The organism is Acinetobacter sp. ANC_7588, assembly GCF_056783995.1.
In genome coordinates this window covers 25,303-46,197 of the sequence record NZ_JBWYIU010000008.1, presented here as the reverse complement: position 1 = coordinate 46,197, position 20,895 = coordinate 25,303, and the positions used below count along the sequence as shown (strand labels likewise).

Here is a 20,895-nt window from a genome sequence, read left to right as displayed (position 1 = left end):
ATGATAATTACAAGGTTTTTTACATGCGCTTTATTTTGGGCTTAACAGGTGGTATTGGAAGTGGAAAAACTGCTGCAAGTCAGTGGTTTGAAACACAAGGTATTACTGTTGTTGATGCAGATATCGTAGCACGTGAAGTGGTTGAAATTGGAAAACCTGCACTACAAAAAATTAAAGATCATTTTGGGGATTGGGTGCTATTGGAAGATGGCGCACTCGACCGCAGAGCGTTAAGAGACCATATTTTCAAACATCCTGAAGCTAGAAAGATATTAGAAAATATTACGCATCCTGCAATTCGCCTATCGATTATTGAACAACTACAACGGGCGACCAGTCCTTATGCCATTTTAGTTTCCCCACTCTTATTTGAAACCAATCAACACCAACTTACTCAACGTACTTTACTGATCGATGCATCCACAGAATTACAAATCTTGCGTGCTTCGCAACGTGATCATCAAGACATTGAGCAAATTAAAAAAATAATGAGTGCGCAAATGTCTCGTGAAGAAAAATTAAAACGTGCAGACGATGTTGTTATTAATGATGGTGAACTTGATCATCTCTATCAACAACTCGCAGTAAAACACCAATATTATCTCGATATTACACAACAAGCTTAGATTTTAAAAAAGCAGTCTAAGAAGACTGCTTTTTTTGTTGCTCAAGTTTTTGGCTTAGTGCATCTTGGCGACCCAGCCATCGCCATGGTTGTAATGCGCCTATCGCCATACCCAACAACCCAAATAACATCGCAATACTTAAAGGTTCATTTAACAAAGGCACTGCCAAAATTGCAGCTAAAAAAGGCGCTAAATTGGTAATGCTCCCTGCTTTAAAAGCCCCGAGTCTTTTAATCGCTTCCACATAAGTTAAAGTTGCAATAATGACCACGAATATGCCATGAAATATTGTCTGAAACAGTAAATGCTGAGGTTCAGGAGTACTAAGATCTTTGGGCAAAAATAACACGTAAATGGGTACATAAATCACGGCTGACCAGATGGCAACTCCACACATCGCCTGCCATGCACTCAGTTGGAATTTACGCAGTAATACGGTAAATATTGCCCAAAAAATGGCGCTCAAGAAGAATAATCCATCACCAGCACCAAAAGGAATGCCTGATTCACGATACATCAGGAGACTCATAATACCGAGCACGGTGATCATAATGAGCAAACTTGCCCATGTATGACGATCAAAAGCCTGCTTCATCAATATAAAAGCCACGATGGCAGTACAAATAGGAATACAACCATTGAGAAAAATTGCAGCATGCGCAGTCGGTGCATAGTGAAATGCGCTATAAGCCAACAAACAATAGATCACACCACCAATCATTGCCAAAATAAATGATTCTTTTTTAAGTAAAAAAGAGGCTTCTCTACGATAAAGTAAAATCGGCATTAAGATCAAAAAAGCCAGTGAAAAACGCAGTGCCACAATGTCCCACGTATTGATGTGCCATAGCGCATTTAATCGTGCAGTGAGGGTAAATCCCCCCCAGATGCACATGGTAGTAATAAGAAAAAAATAGCCTTGGGCTCGATCTGAAAGTGCCATCTCAAATTAGGCTTGACGTTGTCTACACGCTTCGTAAAGTGCCATGCCTGTCGCCACACTCACATTCAAACTTTGTAAATTGCCACTCATTGGAATATAAACTTTGTGATCGCATTGCGCCTGAGTAATCGGTCTTAAACCAGTATCTTCAGCACCCATAATCACTGCGACAGGACCAGTCAAATCACATTCGTGAATAGGTAGAGCATGCTCATCTAACATCGTGCCAATCACTCGAACATTAAAATCATCTTTGATTTTAGCTAAAGTACGAGCCAAATTCGTCACTTGGATAAATTTAACTTTCTCTGCACCACCAGCAGCAACCTTACGAGCCGTTGGTGTTAAGCTCGCAGAACGATCACGAGGAACAACAACCGCGTGTACGCCCATGGCTGCCGCAGTTCGAATACACGCACCCAAATTATGCGGGTCCGTCACTTGGTCAAGCGCCAGTAAAAAAACATTGTCTGTACTTTTGATTAATTGCTCAAGATCATTTTCATTCAGCGTTGGATGAGGACGAACTGCAGCAACGACACCTTGATGAAAAGGTTGTCCAGCCAGTTTTTCAAGGCTGTCTCGGCTCGCTTTTTGAATACTAATTCCGAAAGGTTCAGCCAACTCAAAAATACGTTTTAAACGTTGATCTTCACGACCTTTTAGTGCAAATAGAGTCAAAACGCGTTCAGGTTCTAACTCCAACAATGACTCCACAGAATGAACGCCATAATAATATTCGGGTTTAGCCATGAACGACCTCAACTCACTAAGACAATACAATAATATAGAAAAGAAAAATCCCGCAAAGCCAACTTTACAGGATTTTATATAGCGAATAGTTTAACCGATTTGACCATTGAATGTTGGTCAAATTTTTTTTTGGTAATTAACCTTCGAAATGACAAACGTAGTCTAATACGTCATCTGTTTCGATTTTGAAACGGCTCTCACCAGGCACGTAAAACGACTGCCCTGCACGGAAAAGCTCATGTTCTTCATTGTCTGCAATTGTGACACGACATTCACCAGAAATAATTTCCATACGCTCTGGTACATGTGTTTCAAAAGTAAGCGGTTGTTCCGTCGGTAGAATAACCCCAAGTGTTTTTTTCGTACCGTCTTCAAATTGAACAGTGTGGCTAATACACGTCCCGCCAAAATAAACATTTGATTTTTTTACAACAGATACATGATCAAATTGTGATGACATGCGTATTCTCCAAATAATGCGCATTTTATAAATTTTAATTGCCGTAGTTTAATTGCGCTCGAGCAACTAATCAATCAGTGTTTTGCAATGGTTTTTATAAGCAACTTTTGTTCCCTATTGATGAAATTTAAAGATTTTTTTGATTTCTTCTATATATCTTTTGTACACAGGTAAAAGAATATATTCAGTCACTAGTAATCAACCTAATTTCAGTTAAAATGCAAACTAAAAGTTCTCATATTCAAATGTCGTGACTTGAGACTAAAACAAAATTTCTCTATCTTAGAATCCACACTTTCGCAGCTCGGATGCGTTTATGCTGACACACCTTAATCTGATCAACTTTGCTTTAGCCGATAACTTAGCCATTGATATTGATCAAGGTTTCAATGTTCTTACGGGTGAAACTGGTGCAGGTAAATCTTTATTACTCGATGCATTATCAGCGTGTTTAGGCGAGCGTACTGATACGAATTACGTTCGTTATGGTTCAGATAAGGCTGATGTTACAGCCGTATTTAGTTATCAAGATCAAAGTCCTGAAGCTGAATGGTTAAGCACTCATGAGCTGGCAGATGAATCGGGTGAAATTCACCTAAGACGGGTAATCTTTGCTACAGGTCGTAGTAAAGCTTGGATCAATGGACGTCCAAGTAGTCTGTCAGAATTAAAGGAAATTGGCAGACTCTTAGTCCAACTTTACAGCCAACATAGTCAGCAACAATTGTTAGAACCGCCCTATCCAAAACATTGGTTAGATCGTTACAGCAACTTTGGTCAACATACGCTTGCTGTCAAAGACAGTTATAACGCATGGCAAAAAAATATCCGACAGCATCAAGCTGCGCTTGATGCACAGACCACCCGCCTTCAACGCATTGAGACACTTAATCTTCAATTAGAAGAATTAGAAGAAGTGGTTCGACTTGACTATAAAGAAATTGAACAAGAGTTCGATCGCTTAAGTCATCATGAACACATCATGCAAGATTGTAGTTATGCAATCAACGTTTTAGATGAGTCTGATCAAAATATCACTCAGGAAATTTCAAGTATTATTCGCAAGCTTGAATCTCATGCAGGTCGTAGTGATTTACTCTCTGAAATTTATAACTCATTATTAAATGCGCAAAGTGAACTCGATGATGCCAGTGCTAATTTAAAACAATTCATTGACCGTCAGAGTTTTGATCCTGAACGAATGGAAGAGTTAAACACACAACTGGAAATATTCCATCGTTTAGCGCGCAAATATCGAGTACAACCCGAAGATTTAAAATCAGAATACGAACATTGGCAGGCAGAGCTAGAACAATTACATCAGCTTGAAGATCCAGAGACTTTGGCTGAACAAGTTGAAATTTCGCATCAACAGTTTATAGAGAAAGCTCAATATCTAGATGATATCCGTCGTAAAGCAGCAGAACCCTTAGCCAAACTCTTAACAGAACAAGTCAAGCAACTGGCTTTACCAGAAGCTCATTTTGAATTCCGTTTTGATCCTCTGGAGCAACCTTCATCTGAAGGGTTTAGTTTTATTCAATTATTGTTCACAGCAAACAAAGGGATCCCACCTCAACCACTTGCGAAGGTTGCGTCTGGTGGTGAATTGTCACGTATTGCATTGGTCATGCAAGTCATGAATGCAGAGAAAACCGAAGCTGAAGTACTCGTTTTTGACGAAATTGATGTAGGTATCAGTGGTGGAACAGCTGAGATTGTCGGTCGCTTATTGGCTGGATTAGGTCAACATGTTCAAATTCTATGTATTACACATCAAGCCCAAGTTGCAGCGCAATCGGACCAACATTTGTTAGTGAAAAAACTGCAAACAGACCCTGCTAGCAGCACTATCGTTGAGCTTGATGAAGATCAACGGATATTAGAGCTTGCTCGTATGACTGGTGGTGTCGAAATTAGCGAGACCACCCTTCAACATGCTAAACAATTAAGACAATTAAAGTTTCAGGCCAGCACATCTTGATTATTTTAAAAGGATTGTTGAAAACCCATAAGTCTAGTATGTTGAAGTAAAGTGATACTCAAACATAGGAGAAGCCATTAGGTGAGTAAACAATTTCTAACGCACCGTTGCCTGATTGCCCCACCTGATTTAGCAGATGATTTCTTCGCAAATAGTGTGGTCTATATCGCGCGTCATGATCATGAAGGTGCGCAGGGAATTATGATCAATCGTCCAGCTGGGATTCAGGTTAAAGAACTCTTAACAGATCTTGATATCGTGGCAGATCATGTTCACCCACATGATGTCTTACAAGGTGGTCCTTTACGACCAGAAGCAGGTTTTGTACTTCATACAGGTCAACCTACTTGGCATGCGTCCATCGCTGTAGGTGAAAACCTCTGTTTAACAACCTCAAAGGATATTCTTGATGCAATCGCACACAATGAAGGTGTTGGTCGCTATCAAATTGCTTTAGGCTATGCCAGTTGGAGTAAAAACCAGTTGGAGCAAGAAATCGCTCGAGGTGACTGGCTCATTTGTGACTCTGATATGGATTTGATTTTTAACTTACCCTATGACGATCGCTGGGACGCTGCCTATAGAAAAATGGGGGTCGATCGTACATGGCTTTCATCTGAGATTGGACATGCCTGATTCAACTACCGCTCAACTCATTATGGCCTTTGACTTTGGCACACAAAAAACAGGAATGGCTGTAGGATCGTCCATTATTGAAAGTGCTACGCCACTTTCACTTTTACCGATGAAAGATGGCATTCCCAATTGGGATGATCTACTCAAAATTGTAAAACAGCATTCTCCAAATCTGTTTTTAGTCGGGCTACCACTGAATATGGATGATAGCGAATCGGAACTATCAACACGAGCACGTAAATTTGCCCGTCGTTTAAGACACCAAACCAATATAGAAACATGGATGGTGGATGAGCGATTAACAACTCGCGAAGCGCGTGATGAACTCGATCATTATCAGGCGCAAGGGCGTGGAAAAAAGTTGTCCGCAGACAGCTTGGCAGCCGCTTTATTTATTGAAAGTTGGTATCGTAATCCTCAAGGTATTCAACCTTAATAGAATATTTGCCACTTCATCTAGGATAAAAATAGCGAAAGGTTAAATTGATTCTAGGCTCTAATACTTTGGTTGATTTCGCTAAAGTGTGTTTCCAAAAACGCTGTGTTTGACCTTTCATCACAATCAACTGTCCTGATTGTAGATACATTTCAGCAGTATGAGTTTTATCACGATGTTTAAATCTAAATTTTCGGGTTGCGCCGAGACTCAGTGAAGCAATGACGGTCTCGCCATGTTCAGGATCTCTTAATGCAGCCTCATCATCACTATGCCATCCTACACCTTGAGTTCCATCTTCATACAAATTAGCCAAACAAGAATTAAATTGAACTCCTGTTATAAGTTCAATTTTTTGCTTGAGTGCTAATAATTTCAAATCCCAAATCTGTGCTTGTTTATCCATCCCTGAATAGTGATATTGGTAGTTTTGGTCACCATACCATACGACTTTACGACCCGTCTTAAAATATTGGCCGTATAAAATCACTTCATCCTGTTTCCAAGCCAAAGCTTCTGAAAAATAATCGAAATAATCCTGTGATTCAGCATGAGTAAGTATAAGGCCGTAATCTTCTACAATCCCATCACAAGGTAGGAGATTTGAATTGGGTTCGGGTGCAAACAGCTCGAAGTTCATAACCAATTTGCCATGAAAATATAACCTTATATTAGCTGAATATTTCAACTGACAAATTGAAACATTGTGAACGCTTGTGACACTGGACAATCAAGCTTAGACTGGCATAAATCTAGACAATAAAAACAATCGCTTATGAATTTATGGCAACTTTTTCTAAAACTTAAACCTTTCGTTCGACCTTATCGCTTTTTAGTGATTGCCACTCTCTTTCTTACGCTCATCGGCTCTTTCACAGCTCAAGTGAATGCACTCACTTTGCAGTATGCAGTTGATGAAATTAATGCGCTGGTTGAGAATGGTTTTGGCTTAGCTGAAGGCTGGAATATCCTGATTACCATTACAGCGATATTATTGGGTAAAGAAGTAATTAATGCTTTTGTGCAATTCGGACAAAAGTTTTATGGTGAAAAACTTAGAATTTTTATTTCACAAGATCTAGCACAAGGCATCATTGAAAAATTTCTGACCTATAGATTAGCTTTTTTCAACGAAGAGAATAATCAGGCGGGCAAATTACAAACACGAATCGATCGTGGTATTGGCTCTCTGACTCGTCTAGTTCAAATATTCTTTATTGACATTTTGCCGTTATTTACCAGTGCGATCGTGGCTTTAGGATTAATGTACTACGCCAACTTTTATGTTGGCTTAGTGGCGACCACTATCGTTCCAATCTACTTCTGGTTAACTTATAAACAAGCACAAAAACTCGGAGGCTGGCGTAGAAATTTACGTGATGGTCGAGAAAAGAAAAGCCAAGGTATCCTCGGAATTATTAATTCAATTACGGTTATCAAATCTTTCAACCGCGAGTCAATAGAATCGACCAAACAACTCAAACTACAAAAAGAACTCACAGATAATCAAATGCAAACCCGTCAGGTCAGCTTTTTATTTGATGGGTTAAAAACCTTTATTGAACAAATAGGTATTGTTTTAATCATCATCCTAACTGCGTATTTTGTGCTTGATGGTCAGATGAGCATCGGTATGATCATGTTTCATGTACTGCTGTTCAATAATGTATCCGCACCAATTCGCTCCTTACATCGTATATATGATGAAGTGAATGATGCCATGATCTATTCAGAAAGCTTCTTTAAAATTTTAGAAGCAGATGATCAAATTGAACCTACAGGTCAACTCAAACCGCAAATTCAAGGAAAATTTACGCTGAAAAATGTTGAATTCTTTTATCCAAACGGTCACCACGCACTAAAGAATATCAATATGGAGATTCGACCCAATAAAATTACTGCATTAGTTGGCTTATCAGGTGCGGGAAAATCAACCTTAATCAGTCTTTTAGATAAATTTTATGAACCTAATCAGGGATGTATCGAACTCGATGGCATCGATCTCAATCAAATTGATACTCAATATTTGAGAGATCATATTGGATTAGTCCTACAAAAAAATCATATTTTCCAAGGGACTATTCTTGAAAATATTCGCTATGGTAAAACAGAAGCCACTGAAGAAGACGTGATCATTGCTGCTAAAAAAGCCTCCATTCATGAGCAAATTTTACAACTTCCAGATGGCTATCATTCCGATGCATTGCAACTCTCTGGAGGACAACAACAGCGTATTGCGATTGCTCGTATGTTCTTGAAAAATCCGCCGATTATCTTTTTAGATGAACCGACTGCGAGTTTGGATGCCATCGCTTCGGAACAAATTAAACAAAGCCTTGATGAGATTAAACAAGGACGTACTGTCATTATTATCTCGCACAGCCTGTCGCAAATTATCGATGCGGATTACACCTATGTCATGAAAGAAGGCGAAATTGCCGAGCATGGAGAACATGATGCTCTTTACCATCAAGACGGTGTATATAAACAAATTTTTGATGCGATGGCTAAAAGTTTGAATATCGAAAAAATTGCAAAAACTTTTGAAGACGATGGGGATGAGGAAACCCATAGTTAAAGTTTAATCTAGGTAACCTTGGCATTGAAGCAGTTGAATCAACACACAGTCATCTGCTTCATAGAGCTGACTTAACTTCGTGTAAGGATCACCATCGAGCGCTAATATTTGTGCAAATGCAGGTTCAGTTTTTATATCTTTTTGCTTAAGGCGAATGATTTCCTGTTTAAATTGGTCATTTGCCAAATCTAATATTCTATGTTCAACGTAGAAGTGCTGGAATCCCGCCTGCTGATGAATTGGTGTTGTAGAACAAAATATCTCAATTGACCAAGCACAATATTCGAATCGGCAAATCCAAGTATCACGTTCAAAATAACTTCGCTCAATGCACCATGCCTTATAGGTTTGAAATAATTTTAGTGTTTCAATCAAATGATTCTCTTGCTCAATCGGATAACTACAAATGAGGTCGATATCACTTTGTGCTATTGCAATTCCTAAAGGTGGCGTACCGACCACTGTAACTTGATACCGCTTGAGTATTTCCAAAAGGTTTAAGTCATCAATGACTTTTTGAAAGTGTATTTTTTTCATTGTTATTTTTAATCTCTAAGATGATTCAAATTTAAAGCGGTTGAATCTCCCAATATGAATTACTTTAACCCTCAGCAGAAAAGCTTAAGCAATTAAGGTTATTTTTGATTTTCGATAACATCTAACGCATAAACAGTTTTAATATAATTTCGATACTGCGTTGAATAAGAGATTTCCAAACAACGCATAAGGTATGCTTTCTCTTTTGAATATTGATAGCTGCCTAACGCTTCTTTGAGCGCTTGATCAATATAATTTTGCACTTGTTTTGCCGCCTCATGGCTATGCTCACCGAGTTGAAAATATCCACCTCTCGCAATATTTGCTTCAGCTGCATAAATCTCAGAAAGAGATAGACAATACGCGATCCCATCATTATGCAAATACTCTTGTGCCCGTGATAAATCATCCGCATAAATGCTTGAACTCAACAAGATACTTAAACCAATAGCAAATTTAATTCTCATTTTTAAATCACTTTCTCAAGACAATAAAAAAGCGCCTTTTGGCGCTTTAAATACATTAGGGTTGTTTTAGATATGGCCATGCCGCTCTTAAATAAATAAACATGGACCACAGTGTTAAAATTACAGCGGTATACAATAAACCATATGCAACTAATTCAAGTGGTTTCCAATTGAGTAAGAACACGGAAATAGCAATCATCTGAAAAGCTGTTTTATATTTACCAACCGTTGATACAGCCACATTGGTACGTGCACCGAGCTCAGCCATCCACTCACGTAAAGCAGAAACGGTAATCTCGCGTGAAATAATCACAATCGCAGCAAAAGCCATCGAAATTGTAGGTTGCCATTGCACCAAAACAATCAATGCTGCTGCGACCATTAATTTATCCGCAACAGGATCTAAAAAACGTCCGAATGCAGAAGTCTGATTCAATGTTCTTGCCAAATAACCATCAAACCAATCTGTGACAGCAGCAATCACAAAAATTGCAGTCAGAATGATATGACGCGTCATACCCCCTTCATGCCCACCCACACCAATCGCAGGAGGCCAATAGGCAATAATTAAAAAAACAGGTATTAACGCAATACGTGCTAGCGTCAAGATATTTGGTATATTCAGGATGCGACCTGTAGACATAGACACCGCCAGTTTGCCCCAATTACAGCTAAAATTTGCAATAAAAACTTGAGCTTTGATTCTTTAATCCGCTTACTTTAAACGATTCACTACCCGCTGTCGACTAGGCAAAAATCGCGACAGTCTGTCTACAAATTGCAACGAGACGGTCATTATGGTCCCAAATATGGGCATATTCAGTAGAATAACCATGCGCAGAATGATCTGTAAATACTTTATATTTAAACCAATCTCGTCGGTCAGCTTGAATAGGTTCTAACAGCGTCACATACCAAGAAATTGAACTGCCCGGTGCTGGTTTTTTTAATATAGGAAAAATTCCTGCAGGCCAAATATCTAACATTGCTATAAATTCAGGCATGCTCAGCGGACCTGCTTCAAATTTAGATTCTGCATATCGAAACCACCCACCAAAATCTGGCTTTTCAGCAGCCGTACAAGGGTATTTCCCTTCAGCCCAAATCAGATCATAGTTCTGATAGCATTGCGGCATAAGAGGATGATAAGGCAACTTAACTAAACTTTCAGGTGAATCATACTGTGGTGCTGAGCGAGTTTGATCCATATTCACAACTGATTCACGGTCTGAACCAAAACTTGCCAGCAGAATTCCCTGTACAGCATCATCCTGCCAAATCCGAGCCTCAATATTAGTCACAGATTTACCTTGCCTTAAAATTTCCACTGTCACTTTGACTGGCTTTTCCTGAACAGGACCCACAAATACCACACTGGTGCTCAATAATCTTTTTTTAGGGTCATGAATCATTTGTGTTGCTTTGTGTAGCATCATCGCCGTGGTTAAACCACCAAAAATGGTACGACCCTGCAACCAACCCTCAGGGATCTCCACCCATTCTTGTTGATCAATTTCTTGAAATACCTGTCCAAATGACATGTGCAACCCTTTTATTTTAAATTTCTTATCGCGCTAGCATGCTGAATTTTCAGATTGAGGTAAATGATCAATGACTCGCAGGTCAATGATCCTTTTGGCAAATTGATATGCATGATTACTCATGCAAGATTTTGTACACAGTCCGAGCGAGATTTGCACCAAAACCTGGGACTAAATTCAGATCCTTTTCAGAGGCTTTTAATACCCCTTGAATCCCACCAAAATGTGTTAATAAATCACGGCGGCGTTTTGGTCCTAGCCCTGGAATGGCTTCTAAAACTGACTGCCCACGACGTTTATCGCGCTTGGCACGATGTTTAGTAATGGCAAATCGATGCGCCTCATCACGAACCTGTTGAATTAAATGTAGCGCTTTATGGTCTTCAGGCAGTTGAATCTTTGTGCCATCAGTGAAATGTAAGGTTTCCAAACCAGGCTTACGTCCTTCCCCTTTTGAAACCCCCACCATGAATGCATCCAATCCAAGATCTTGCATGACCTGCATTGCCATATGTAATTGCCCTTTACCACCATCGATGAGAAGCAAATCTGGCAGCATCGCCTTCTTATACCGTCGTGTCAAAGCCTGACGCATGGCAGCATAATCATCACCGCCAGTGATATCTTCGATAGCAAACTGACGGTAATCGCGCTTGCGAGCCCCTCCACTATCAAAGACAACACAAGAAGCGATCGTTGCTTCGCCCATCGTATGGGATATATCAAAACATTCGATACGATCAATTGGACGTCCGACCACCTCTTCTAACTGATGAAAACGTTCATTCAATTCATAATGGTTAGCAAGTTGTCCTTTAATGGCATGCTGTACATTCATGGTCGCAAGCTCGAGCCATTCTGCACGGGTTTCTCGAACTTTTGATTTAATCAGAATTTTTTTGCCAAAATTTTGTTGTAGTGCCTCTTCTATGTCTTTCTTGTCTGGCAGCTCCACGTTGACGATTAATTCTGTTGGAATCTCATCGGCAACTTGGAAATAAAAGTTCGCGATAAAATCTGCCAGCATTTGTCCCAAATCATCGCCCAACATATCTGGGAAATAACTTTTTCCTCCCAACATCTTGCCATTACGCACATGCATAATCTGAACGCACGTTACCCCCGCTTGGTATGCGATCGCTAATATATCTGCTTCACCTTTGACTTTATAAATCGCTTGTTGAGTTTGGACATCACGCAATAATGCCATCCGATCACGATAAAAAACGGCTTTTTCAAATTCGAGAGCTTCTGCTGCCGCTTCCATTTTGGCAATTAATTCTTGATTAAGCTCACGTGTGTCCCCTTGTAAAAAACGAATAGAGTTATCAACATCATCTTTATAATCTTCAGGTGATATCATACCCACACATGGAGCTGAGCAACGTTTAATTTGATACTGCAAACACGGTCTTTTACGTTGCGCAAAATAACTATTTTCACATTGGCGGACATTGAATAATTTTTGTAAGACCACCAATGTATCACGTGCATTATAAGCACTTGGATAAGGTCCAAAAAATTTACCTGCTTGATGTTTCCCCTTACCACGACCTGCTGCAATACGTGGATAAGGCTTATCACTGGACACAAAAATATAGACGTAAGATTTATCATCTCGCAGCATGATGTTATACGGCGGTCGATGAAGCTTAATTAAGTTTTGTTCAAGAAGTAATGCTTCCGTTTCTGAGCGGACCACCATGGTTTCAATATCATGAATGCGGGCAACTAAAGCCTGTGTTTTGGGATGCTCAATGGTTTTAACAAAATAGCTAGAAACACGATTTTTTAAATTCTTCGCTTTTCCCACATACAACAACTCTCCATCTTTACCTAACATGCGATAGACACCAGGCAAAGTCGTAAGATTGGCTAAGATTTTTTCAATGTGTTCACGTGCGTTTTCGTTCACAAGCAGCCTTTAATGTAGAGTCAGTCATTCATGCAACAGCATGAGCTTATTGTGATGGTAACGCGCTCTATTTCAAGTGCATTTCGGTAGACGATTTTAAAACCTTGTTGATCCAACAGTTCAGGGCAATGATCGCAGATTTTATAATCAGCTGATTGTTAAAAAGTCTGAGTTGTTAAATTCAAGTTTGATATGCTTTTCAACTGATTCATTCATGGATGCGCCAACATGACTGCGACCGATCGTGCTTTTCACGCCATACAACCTGCACTCTCATCCCATAGTCCTTCAGAAAAAGATCGACTCATTGGAAAGTCTCGCTTTCATTTTGAACCAGCCAAAGTGATGCAGTTATTGCGTGATCGTATCATTGGGCAAAATCCAGCCTTAGATGAAATCGAAAAAATGCTTCACGTGGTCAAAGCTGACTTTTCAAGTCCTGAACGCCCCTTGTCCGTCACCTTAATGCTTGGACCAACAGGTGTTGGTAAAACAGAGACTGTTCGTTTGATTGCTGAAGCGATTTATGGTCGTCCTGATGCGTTTTGTCGTATCGATATGAATACACTGGCTCAAGAACATTATGCAGCCGCTTTAACAGGCGCTCCGCCCGGATATGTCGGTTCGAAAGAAGGTCACAGTTTATTCGATGAAACTGCGATTAATGGCTCTCATACCCGTCCTGGCATTATGCTGTTTGATGAACTTGAAAAAGCCTCTCCCGAAGTGATTCGTGGCTTAATGAATGTGTTGGATACAGGTCGTCTAACCCTTACTGCTGGAACAAAAACGATTGATTTTCGTAATTGTATGATCTTTATGACCAGTAATGCAGGAGCGCGCGCAGCACAACAATATTTAGATAAATTAAATGTTTTACCGCAAAAACTTCAAAATCTATGTTTAAAACGCCTACCCACGAAAGCCATTATTGAAAAAATACTGCATCGCAGTTTTGATCCGGAGTTTCTGAATCGAATTGATCGTGTCCTTCATTATCAGCCTGTTCAAGATGATGCACTCCCTAAATTGGTAGATATTGAACTGGAAAAACTCAACATTCGTTTGCAACATCAAAAACGTCAGGTTCATTTATCAGACCTTGCCAAAGCATATTTCTATCAGGGTCATGATATCCGCTTTGGGGCACGTCATTTAGCACGGAAAATGAGAACTGAACTAGAACCCATTATTGCGATCTACTTTCTAAAGCATCCAGATCAACTTCATCTCAAGCTGGATTGCAAAGACGGTCAGCTCTCGATCATCAATCAATAAAAAAAGCCCATTATGGGCTTTTTTTAAACAAATCATCTTAAACCAGGAATCGTGACAAAGGATTCTGCTGCCGTTTTATTATAATACGTACACCCTTTTTCAATATTTGCCATTAATAACTGATAACGCTGTCTATTTTCTGCAACATCATCGTTCATTATCAATTTTTCATAGAGTTTATATTCATCATCAGTCGTACGCTTCAAAGTTTGATGATATTCAGCAGGATATAGTTTGCTTTCAAATTCAATGGCTGTTGAATCATCTAAACTAATCTTCATACTGGTGTCAAAAATACTGCTAAAATTCATACCCATCCAACGATCTTTTGCGAGTTGAAATTTAACAATTGGATTTTTGTCATTTAAAAGATCAAGATACAGCAAGTTATCTTCATAAAATTGGTTAAAACTCTCTTCCAATGGTTCACTCGTGTTTGGATAGAGTTGTAAATAATCTACTCGGTTTTGTTCTGCTTTCTTTCTATAACAATAGCTACCTGAAGAAAAATTTTTAAGACCATCTTTGGCGATAAACAATCTCACATTAGGGCTCAAATCATTTCGATCAATGTTGCGATAACCTGGTAAAACTGTATCAAAAACATTTTTACCCGATAGGTTTACACGCTCCATTTCGATATCCGTTTGGATGTCACCAATGATATTCATCGTCCAATGACTAGGACTATTCACACTGAGCGTATTTTGGGCTTGATCATAGGTTTGATAGATACGATTTCGCGTCACAATCACACTATTCAACGGTTTAAAACTATCCGTATAAGTAAATTGTCCATTTTGAAATTCAATATAATTTAAGCCGAATCGATCATTGGAATTATAGTAAATTGAATAGAGTTGATCACCGTTTCGAAATTGTGTACTCGGTGATGATTCATACGAATCTCCCGACCCACCGCCGCCACAGGCACTTAAAAAAAACGGTAAAACACTTAGTACTAATATTGTTTTTTTGAGATTCATTTGAATTTTCTTTTGTATATTTTACAGACAAAAGCATAGCTTTTATTGAACTACTTCTCAATTTTAATTTACATCATTTTAAGTAAAATTAAAAAATGCGCCCTGAGGCGCATTTTGATCTGAATGCTCTTAAAACACATAAGGTCGAATGAAAATCAGGAAGAATATCCCTAACATCAAGAACCATTTTAAAAAGTAATATAACTGACGGTTCTTCGCTTTCAGTGCTTTTGCTTTGACACGCAAGCGATAAATATAACCAAATGCTTTGTTCAGACCACCCGTTTGATCCCCTGCTTCATTCGGTGAACTTGCCGCAGTCATTACATTTTTACCAAACCAATGATTAAACCGTTCCATCCAACGTGTCTTTAAAGGGCGCTCTACATCAGCAAAGAAAATAATACGATTTTGATCCGTCGTGTTTTCTGCATAATGAATGTAGGTTTCATCAAACACAACGCTTTCACCATCTCTCCATGAATACCGCTGACCATCTACATCAATAAAGCAACGATCATCATTTGGCGTCAACAACCCTAAATGATAGCGTAAAGATCCCGCATAAGGATCACGATGACGAACCAAGCGACTATCAGGAGCAAGCTCAGTAAACATCGCCGCTTTAATGGTTGGCAATGTTTTAAGCAATGCTGTCGTTTTAGGGCACAGTTCTGCTGCTGAAGGATGTGCAGAGTCATACCATTTTAAATAAAAACGCTTCCAACCAGTTTTAAAAAATGAATTAAAGCCTAGGTCATCATATTTTTCAGAGGCTTTGATCCCACCCTGCTCATATAAAGCTTTGGCTTCATCACGAATCATTTCCCAATTTTCATCTAACACTTTTAAATCTTTAAAATGCTGTGTGTCGATATAAGGCTGGTTTGGCACCTTAGAGAACATATACATCAAAAAATTAATAGGTGCCAAAATGGTCGAATGATCAAAGAATTGACGATAGAACGAATGTCGTACTTTTCCACGACGTTGAATATACAGTGCCGATATGATGAATATCGCGAGAATAATCCACTTGATCATTGATTGACTCGGTTTATCTTTGGTTAGCGGGTTAAATGAGGAGATGCTGCACCTAAATTGGAAATGAATTGTTCCAATTTAGATGTATAGATAATCACGTAAATTGTATAACGACTACCCCAAACAACGAAACATTGTGTTCTACAAATAGACTTTTGATGGCTTTATATTTCAGTTTATTGACTTTTATGACGAAATTTAAAGTGCAAAATAACTTGAAATTACCTACCTACCCCAGATATAAGTTGAAGTGTTTTTAAATAAAATGCCAATTGAAACAATCGCTTTATTGTAAGAAGAACAAATTCTACATTCGCATCTGCTGTTTTATAACGCATGCTGGTGCAATAAATAGATGACCATTGCGTCACGGCTTGATACAACTTGTTATGTTCTTTTTCGATATAGTTATCGTAAGATTAGCGAAGCTTTAATGTGCGCAGGAAATACGCACTAGCTTCACAACATCAACTTAGAAGTCCTCCAAAAAAAAGGAGATCAGGGCATGATCCACGCTGGCAATGCCATTACCGTCCAAATGCTTTCGGACGGAATTGCAGAATTCCGCTTTGACTTACAAGGTGAGTCGGTTAATAAATTCAACCGCGCAACAATTGACGACTTTAAAGCTGCAATTGCTGCTGTTCAATCAAACGCTGAGATTAAAGGTCTTATCGTTACATCTGGTAAATCTACATTTATCGTTGGTGCAGACATCACTGAGTTTGGTGAAAACTTTGCGCAAGGCGAACAAGTCATTGTAGATTGGGCGATGCCTGTTCATGAAATTTTCAATTCATTCGAAGATTTAAATATTCCTAAAGTTGCTGCAATCAATGGTATGGCATTGGGCGGCGGTTTCGAAATGTGCTTGGTGTGTGACTATCGCGTGATGTCAGAATCAGCACAAGTTGGTCTTCCAGAAATTAAACTTGGGATCATTCCTGGTTTCGGTGGTACTGTTCGTCTAAGCCGTGTTATCGGTATCGATAACGCTGTTGAATGGATGGCAATGGCGAACCCGAAAAAAGCACCTGCTGCACTTAAAGATGGTGCGGTCGATGCGGTGGTTGCTGCTGATAAATTACAAGATGCTGCGATCTCTATCGTTAAACAAGCAATCGAAGGTCGTTTAGACTGGAAAGCGAAGCGTCAAGAAAAATTAGATCCAATTAAGTTGAATCCATTAGAACAAATGATGGCTTTCAACTCGTCTAAAGGTGTGGTGCTTGCGAAAGCTAATCCTGCACAATACCCTGCGCCAAAATTATTGCTTGATTCTATGCAAGCAGGTTCAAGCTTAGATCGTGCTGGTGCACTTCGCCAAGAAGCTGAACACTTTGCAAAAGCAGCGGTAACGCCACAAGCAGGCGCGTTGATTGGTCTATTCATCAACGACCAAGTTGTGAAGAAAACTTCGAAAAAATATGAACAAGGCGCTCACCCTGTAAATCAAGCTGCAGTACTTGGTGCAGGTATCATGGGTGGTGGTATTGCTTATCAAGCGGCAAGCAAAGGCACACCAATTATCATGAAAGATATTGGTAACCCACAACTTGCTTTAGGAATGAAAGAAGCAAACGGTCTTCTGACTAAACAAGTTGAACGTAAGAAAATCAAGCCTGCTCAAATGGGTGAAACGCTTGCACGTATCCGTCCGACATTAAGCTATGATGAGTTTAAAGAAGTCGATATCGTGATCGAAGCGGTAACAGAAAATCCGAAAGTGAAAGGCATCGTACTCAAAGAAACTGAGTCTAAAGTACGTGAAAACACGATCATTGCATCAAACACTTCTACGATCTCAATCACGCGTTTGGCTGAAAACCTAGAGCGTCCTGAGAACTTTGTAGGGATGCACTTCTTTAACCCAGTGCATATGATGCCTTTGGTTGAAGTGATTCGTGGTGAAAAAACTTCACCTGAAGCGATTGCAACGACTGTCGTCCTCGCTCAAAAAATGGGTAAAACTCCGATCGTTGTAAACGACTGTCCGGGCTTCCTTGTAAACCGCGTATTGTTCCCTTACTTTGGTGCCTTTGACCTTCTTCTTAAAGACGGCGCTGACTTCCAACAAGTCGACAAAGTGATGGAAAAATTTGGCTGGCCAATGGGTCCTGCATACTTAATGGACGTTGTCGGTATTGATACTGGCGTTCACGGTGCAGAAGTGATGGCTGAAGGTTTCCCTGACCGTATGAAGCCTGATTTCAAAGGTTCAATCCAAACAATGTATGAAGCACAACGTCTCGGTCAAAAGAACGATGTTGGTTTCTACAAATATGAATTGGACAAGAAAGGCAAGAAAGCAAAAACTGTTGATCCAACAGCGTATGACGTAATTGCTTCTGTCGTGACTGGTGAAAAACGTGAATTTGATTCTCAAGAGATCATTGACCGTATGATGATTGCTTTCTGTAACGAAACTGTTCGTTGCTTAGAAGACAACATCGTTGCAACACCAAACGAAGCAGATATGGCAATGATCATGGGTGTAGGCTTCCCTCCATTCCGTGGTGGTCCATGCCGTTACATCGATCAAACTGGTGTAGCTGAGTATGTTGCGCTTTGCGACAAGTATGCGCATTTAGGTAAGGCTTATGAAGCGCCACAAATGTTGCGTGACATGGCTGCTAACAACAAAAAATTCTACGGTTAAGGAGCAACGTGAATGGCTACTTTAAATCCACGTGACGTTGTCATCGTTGATGGCGTACGTTCAGCAATGGGTAAAACCAAAAATGGTATGTTCCGCAATGTACGTGCCGATAACTTATCTGCTGAATTAGTTCGTGCATTGGTTGCTCGTAACCAGTTTGATGTGAACGAAGTTGAAGATGTGATCTGGGGTTGTGTGAACCAAACTCTAGAGCAAGGCATGAACATCGGTCGTAACATCGTGTTATTGGCAGACTTACCAAAAACTGTTGCAGGTCAAACTGTTAACCGTCTTTGCGGTTCTTCAATGCAAGCAATTCATACCGCAGCTGCTCAAATTGCGACAAACCAAGGTGATATCTTCATCATCGGTGGTGTTGAGCACATGGGCCACGTTGGCATGATGCATGGTATCGACTTGAACCCACAAGCATCTAAACATTATGCAAAAGCATCTAACATGATGGGCTTAACGGCAGAAATGTTAGGTCGTATGAATGGCATTAGCCGTGAAGAGCAAGACGCTTTTGGTGTTGAATCTCACCGTCGTGCTTGGGCTGCTACTCAAGAAGGTCGTTTCAAAAACGAAATCATTGGTGTTGAAGGTCATGATGCAAATGGCTTCAAAATCCTTTGTGATGTAGACGAAGTGATTCGTCCAGATGCGAACCTTGAAGCATTTAAAGCGTTGCGTCCTGTGTTTGACCCTAAAGGCGGTACAGTGACTGCTGCTACATCATCAGCGTTGTCTGACGGTGCATCTGCAATGTTATTGATGTCTGCTGAGCGTGCGCAAGCACTCGGTCTTAAGCCACGTGCTGTAATTCGATCTATGGCAGTTGCAGGTTGTGATGCTGCGATCATGGGTTATGGCCCAGTTCCAGCAACTCAAAAAGCGCTGAAACGTGCTGGCTTGAGCATTGGTGACATTCAAACTGTTGAGTTAAACGAAGCATTTGCTGCTCAAGGTCTTTCAGTATTGAAAGGTCTAGGTTTACATGACAAACAAGACATCGTGAACTTAAACGGTGGTGCGATTGCGCTTGGTCACCCATTGGGTTGTTCTGGTGCGCGTATCACAACGACGTTGTTAAACGTGATGGAACAACAAGATACACAAATCGGTCTTGCGACGATGTGTATCGGTCTTGGTCAAGGTATCGCAACTGTGATCGAACGTGTTTAAGTTTTAAATACTTGACCAAAAGAAACCCCGCTTAATGCGGGGTTTTTTCTCTTAAAAAAAATCTTGTTAAAAAATTTATAAATATGAAGAAAAAAAAGACATATTTCTATCCAGTATTTTATATCGTTCTCAGTCTTATAATTTTCTATTTTGGATGGAAGTTAGAAAATCAATATGAATTGCCTTTCTTTAATCCTCTATTAGTTTCTAGTATTGCTTATGGACTGGCTATTACTTTTTTAACTCCCATTTTTCTTGTTATTATCAATCAGTTTTATGTCCGAGAAATTGAGGAGAATCGCAAAAAATTCCGTTATAAAAAAATTAATAAATTCATGAATTATTTTATATTTATACTTCTTACAGGGTTTGTGTTATTTTTTGTTTGGAGGTTATTTTCCCCGCAATTTATCACGCTTACAAACTTCGCTCTGATCAAAATAAATGAAGTCATTGGCAAGCCAGTTATAAAAGAATTTCTATTTAACGGTACGGTACAAGCTAATCCAACTCATCAACAAAAAATTAATATTGGCTCACACAAACATTCTATTTATGTTATTGATACTGTTACTCACAGGATAAATTTTACGCTATCTGATAATAAGAGAGAATACTCATTACAGCAGTATTGCTTAACTCAAAATTTGAACCTTAATATTCAGAAATATAAAATTCAAATTGAAGGTTATAATTCTTTTTTGGGCTTTAGTGCTCAACAAAATCAACACTTGAGCAACCATGTATCTGCTCAACAAAATATCAATTTAGATCTTAACACTTTAAATTCATGTGAATTAATCTACTATAATTTACCTAGGCTTTAAAATAATTTGCAAATTATCAAACGTGTTTAAGTTTAGATAC

At 39.4% G+C, this 20,895-nt stretch carries 20 protein-coding genes; 9 read left to right on the top strand and 11 right to left on the bottom strand.

What is annotated here, in order from left to right; all coding sequences use genetic code 11:
* The first annotated feature begins 23 nt into the window (after positions 1-23).
* Entirely contained in the window at positions 24-626 is a 603-nt protein-coding gene (gene coaE, locus AC1M9J_RS08890; protein ID WP_092766656.1) for a dephospho-CoA kinase, read from the top strand.
* Between the two features lie 16 nt (positions 627-642).
* On the opposite strand, the gene AC1M9J_RS08885 is transcribed toward coaE, so the two are convergent.
* From AC1M9J_RS08885 to ppnP, 3 genes are all read right to left on the bottom strand, one after another.
* On the bottom strand, positions 643-1,569 hold the full coding sequence (locus AC1M9J_RS08885; RefSeq protein WP_481596160.1) for a DMT family transporter: 927 nt from the start codon (positions 1,567-1,569) through the stop codon (positions 643-645).
* A gap of 6 nt (positions 1,570-1,575) precedes the next feature.
* Positions 1,576-2,322, bottom strand: a complete 747-nt coding sequence (rlmB, locus tag AC1M9J_RS08880; protein ID WP_035266007.1) for a 23S rRNA (guanosine(2251)-2'-O)-methyltransferase RlmB — start codon at positions 2,320-2,322, stop codon at positions 1,576-1,578.
* Positions 2,323-2,458: 136 nt separating this feature from the next.
* A complete protein-coding gene (gene ppnP / locus AC1M9J_RS08875) occupies positions 2,459-2,782 on the bottom strand; it encodes a pyrimidine/purine nucleoside phosphorylase (protein ID WP_092766653.1) in 324 nt (107 codons plus the stop codon).
* 316 nt (positions 2,783-3,098) lie between these two features.
* Here ppnP and recN point away from each other — a divergent pair, with 316 nt between their 5' ends.
* From recN to ruvX, 3 genes are all read left to right on the top strand, one after another.
* Positions 3,099-4,766 carry a DNA repair protein RecN gene (gene recN / locus AC1M9J_RS08870; protein WP_481596159.1) on the top strand — a complete coding sequence of 556 codons (1,668 nt, stop codon included), beginning with the start codon at positions 3,099-3,101 and terminating at the stop codon, positions 4,764-4,766.
* A gap of 81 nt (positions 4,767-4,847) precedes the next feature.
* Positions 4,848-5,402 carry a YqgE/AlgH family protein gene (locus AC1M9J_RS08865; protein WP_035266003.1) on the top strand — a complete coding sequence of 185 codons (555 nt, stop codon included), beginning with the start codon at positions 4,848-4,850 and terminating at the stop codon, positions 5,400-5,402.
* The gene (gene ruvX / locus AC1M9J_RS08860; protein WP_035266001.1) at positions 5,395-5,838 is read left to right on the top strand and encodes a Holliday junction resolvase RuvX; all 444 of its coding nucleotides are present in this window, start codon (positions 5,395-5,397) and stop codon (positions 5,836-5,838) included. Before AC1M9J_RS08865 ends, ruvX begins: the two co-directional genes overlap by 8 nt.
* 16 nt (positions 5,839-5,854) lie before the next feature.
* Here the strand turns inward: ruvX and AC1M9J_RS08855 are convergent, their stop codons facing one another.
* Positions 5,855-6,478, bottom strand: coding sequence for an alpha-ketoglutarate-dependent dioxygenase AlkB family protein (locus AC1M9J_RS08855; protein WP_481592349.1), 624 nt, complete (start codon positions 6,476-6,478; stop codon positions 5,855-5,857).
* A 135-nt stretch (positions 6,479-6,613) separates the two neighbouring features.
* Here AC1M9J_RS08855 and AC1M9J_RS08850 point away from each other — a divergent pair, with 135 nt between their 5' ends.
* Positions 6,614-8,416, top strand: coding sequence for an ABC transporter ATP-binding protein (locus tag AC1M9J_RS08850; protein ID WP_481610035.1), 1,803 nt, complete (start codon positions 6,614-6,616; stop codon positions 8,414-8,416).
* A gap of 3 nt (positions 8,417-8,419) precedes the next feature.
* Here AC1M9J_RS08850 and AC1M9J_RS08845 read toward each other — a convergent pair whose 3' ends face one another.
* The 5 genes from AC1M9J_RS08845 to uvrC all read right to left on the bottom strand — a co-directional run bounded on the left by AC1M9J_RS08845 (position 8,420) and on the right by uvrC (position 12,876).
* Positions 8,420-8,953, bottom strand: coding sequence for a DUF4269 domain-containing protein (locus AC1M9J_RS08845; RefSeq protein WP_481952171.1), 534 nt, complete (start codon positions 8,951-8,953; stop codon positions 8,420-8,422).
* A gap of 98 nt (positions 8,954-9,051) precedes the next feature.
* Positions 9,052-9,420: a hypothetical protein gene (locus AC1M9J_RS08840; protein ID WP_481952170.1), complete on the bottom strand. Its 369-nt coding sequence runs from the start codon at positions 9,418-9,420 to the stop codon at positions 9,052-9,054.
* A 55-nt stretch (positions 9,421-9,475) separates the two neighbouring features.
* Positions 9,476-10,063 (bottom strand): CDP-diacylglycerol--glycerol-3-phosphate 3-phosphatidyltransferase, encoded by a 588-nt coding sequence (gene pgsA, locus AC1M9J_RS08835; RefSeq protein ID WP_035265993.1) that lies wholly within the window; start codon positions 10,061-10,063, stop codon positions 9,476-9,478.
* A gap of 103 nt (positions 10,064-10,166) precedes the next feature.
* A complete protein-coding gene (locus tag AC1M9J_RS08830) occupies positions 10,167-10,961 on the bottom strand; it encodes a thioesterase family protein (RefSeq protein WP_481952169.1) in 795 nt (264 codons plus the stop codon).
* Between the two features lie 115 nt (positions 10,962-11,076).
* Positions 11,077-12,876 carry an excinuclease ABC subunit UvrC gene (uvrC, locus tag AC1M9J_RS08825; RefSeq protein WP_180028652.1) on the bottom strand — a complete coding sequence of 600 codons (1,800 nt, stop codon included), beginning with the start codon at positions 12,874-12,876 and terminating at the stop codon, positions 11,077-11,079.
* Positions 12,877-13,104: 228 nt separating this feature from the next.
* Between uvrC and AC1M9J_RS08820 the strand changes: the two genes are divergently transcribed.
* Complete coding sequence (locus AC1M9J_RS08820) at positions 13,105-14,154, top strand: AAA family ATPase (protein WP_481596154.1); 1,050 nt, start codon at positions 13,105-13,107, stop codon at positions 14,152-14,154.
* Positions 14,155-14,186: 32 nt separating this feature from the next.
* On the opposite strand, the gene AC1M9J_RS08815 is transcribed toward AC1M9J_RS08820, so the two are convergent.
* On the bottom strand, positions 14,187-15,140 hold the full coding sequence (locus tag AC1M9J_RS08815; RefSeq protein WP_481596153.1) for a hypothetical protein: 954 nt from the start codon (positions 15,138-15,140) through the stop codon (positions 14,187-14,189).
* Positions 15,141-15,269: 129 nt separating this feature from the next.
* Entirely contained in the window at positions 15,270-16,184 is a 915-nt protein-coding gene (gene lpxO, locus AC1M9J_RS08810; protein WP_035265982.1) for a lipid A hydroxylase LpxO, read from the bottom strand.
* A gap of 505 nt (positions 16,185-16,689) precedes the next feature.
* Between lpxO and fadB the strand changes: the two genes are divergently transcribed.
* The 3 genes from fadB (at position 16,690) to AC1M9J_RS08795 (ending at position 20,855) form a co-directional block, all read left to right on the top strand.
* Positions 16,690-18,843 (top strand): fatty acid oxidation complex subunit alpha FadB, encoded by a 2,154-nt coding sequence (gene fadB / locus AC1M9J_RS08805; RefSeq protein ID WP_092766638.1) that lies wholly within the window; start codon positions 16,690-16,692, stop codon positions 18,841-18,843.
* Positions 18,844-18,855: 12 nt separating this feature from the next.
* Entirely contained in the window at positions 18,856-20,028 is a 1,173-nt protein-coding gene (gene fadA / locus AC1M9J_RS08800) for an acetyl-CoA C-acyltransferase FadA (RefSeq protein WP_035265978.1), read from the top strand.
* Between the two features lie 83 nt (positions 20,029-20,111).
* Complete coding sequence (locus tag AC1M9J_RS08795) at positions 20,112-20,855, top strand: hypothetical protein (RefSeq protein WP_481952168.1); 744 nt, start codon at positions 20,112-20,114, stop codon at positions 20,853-20,855.
* The last annotated feature ends 40 nt before the right edge of the window (positions 20,856-20,895 follow it).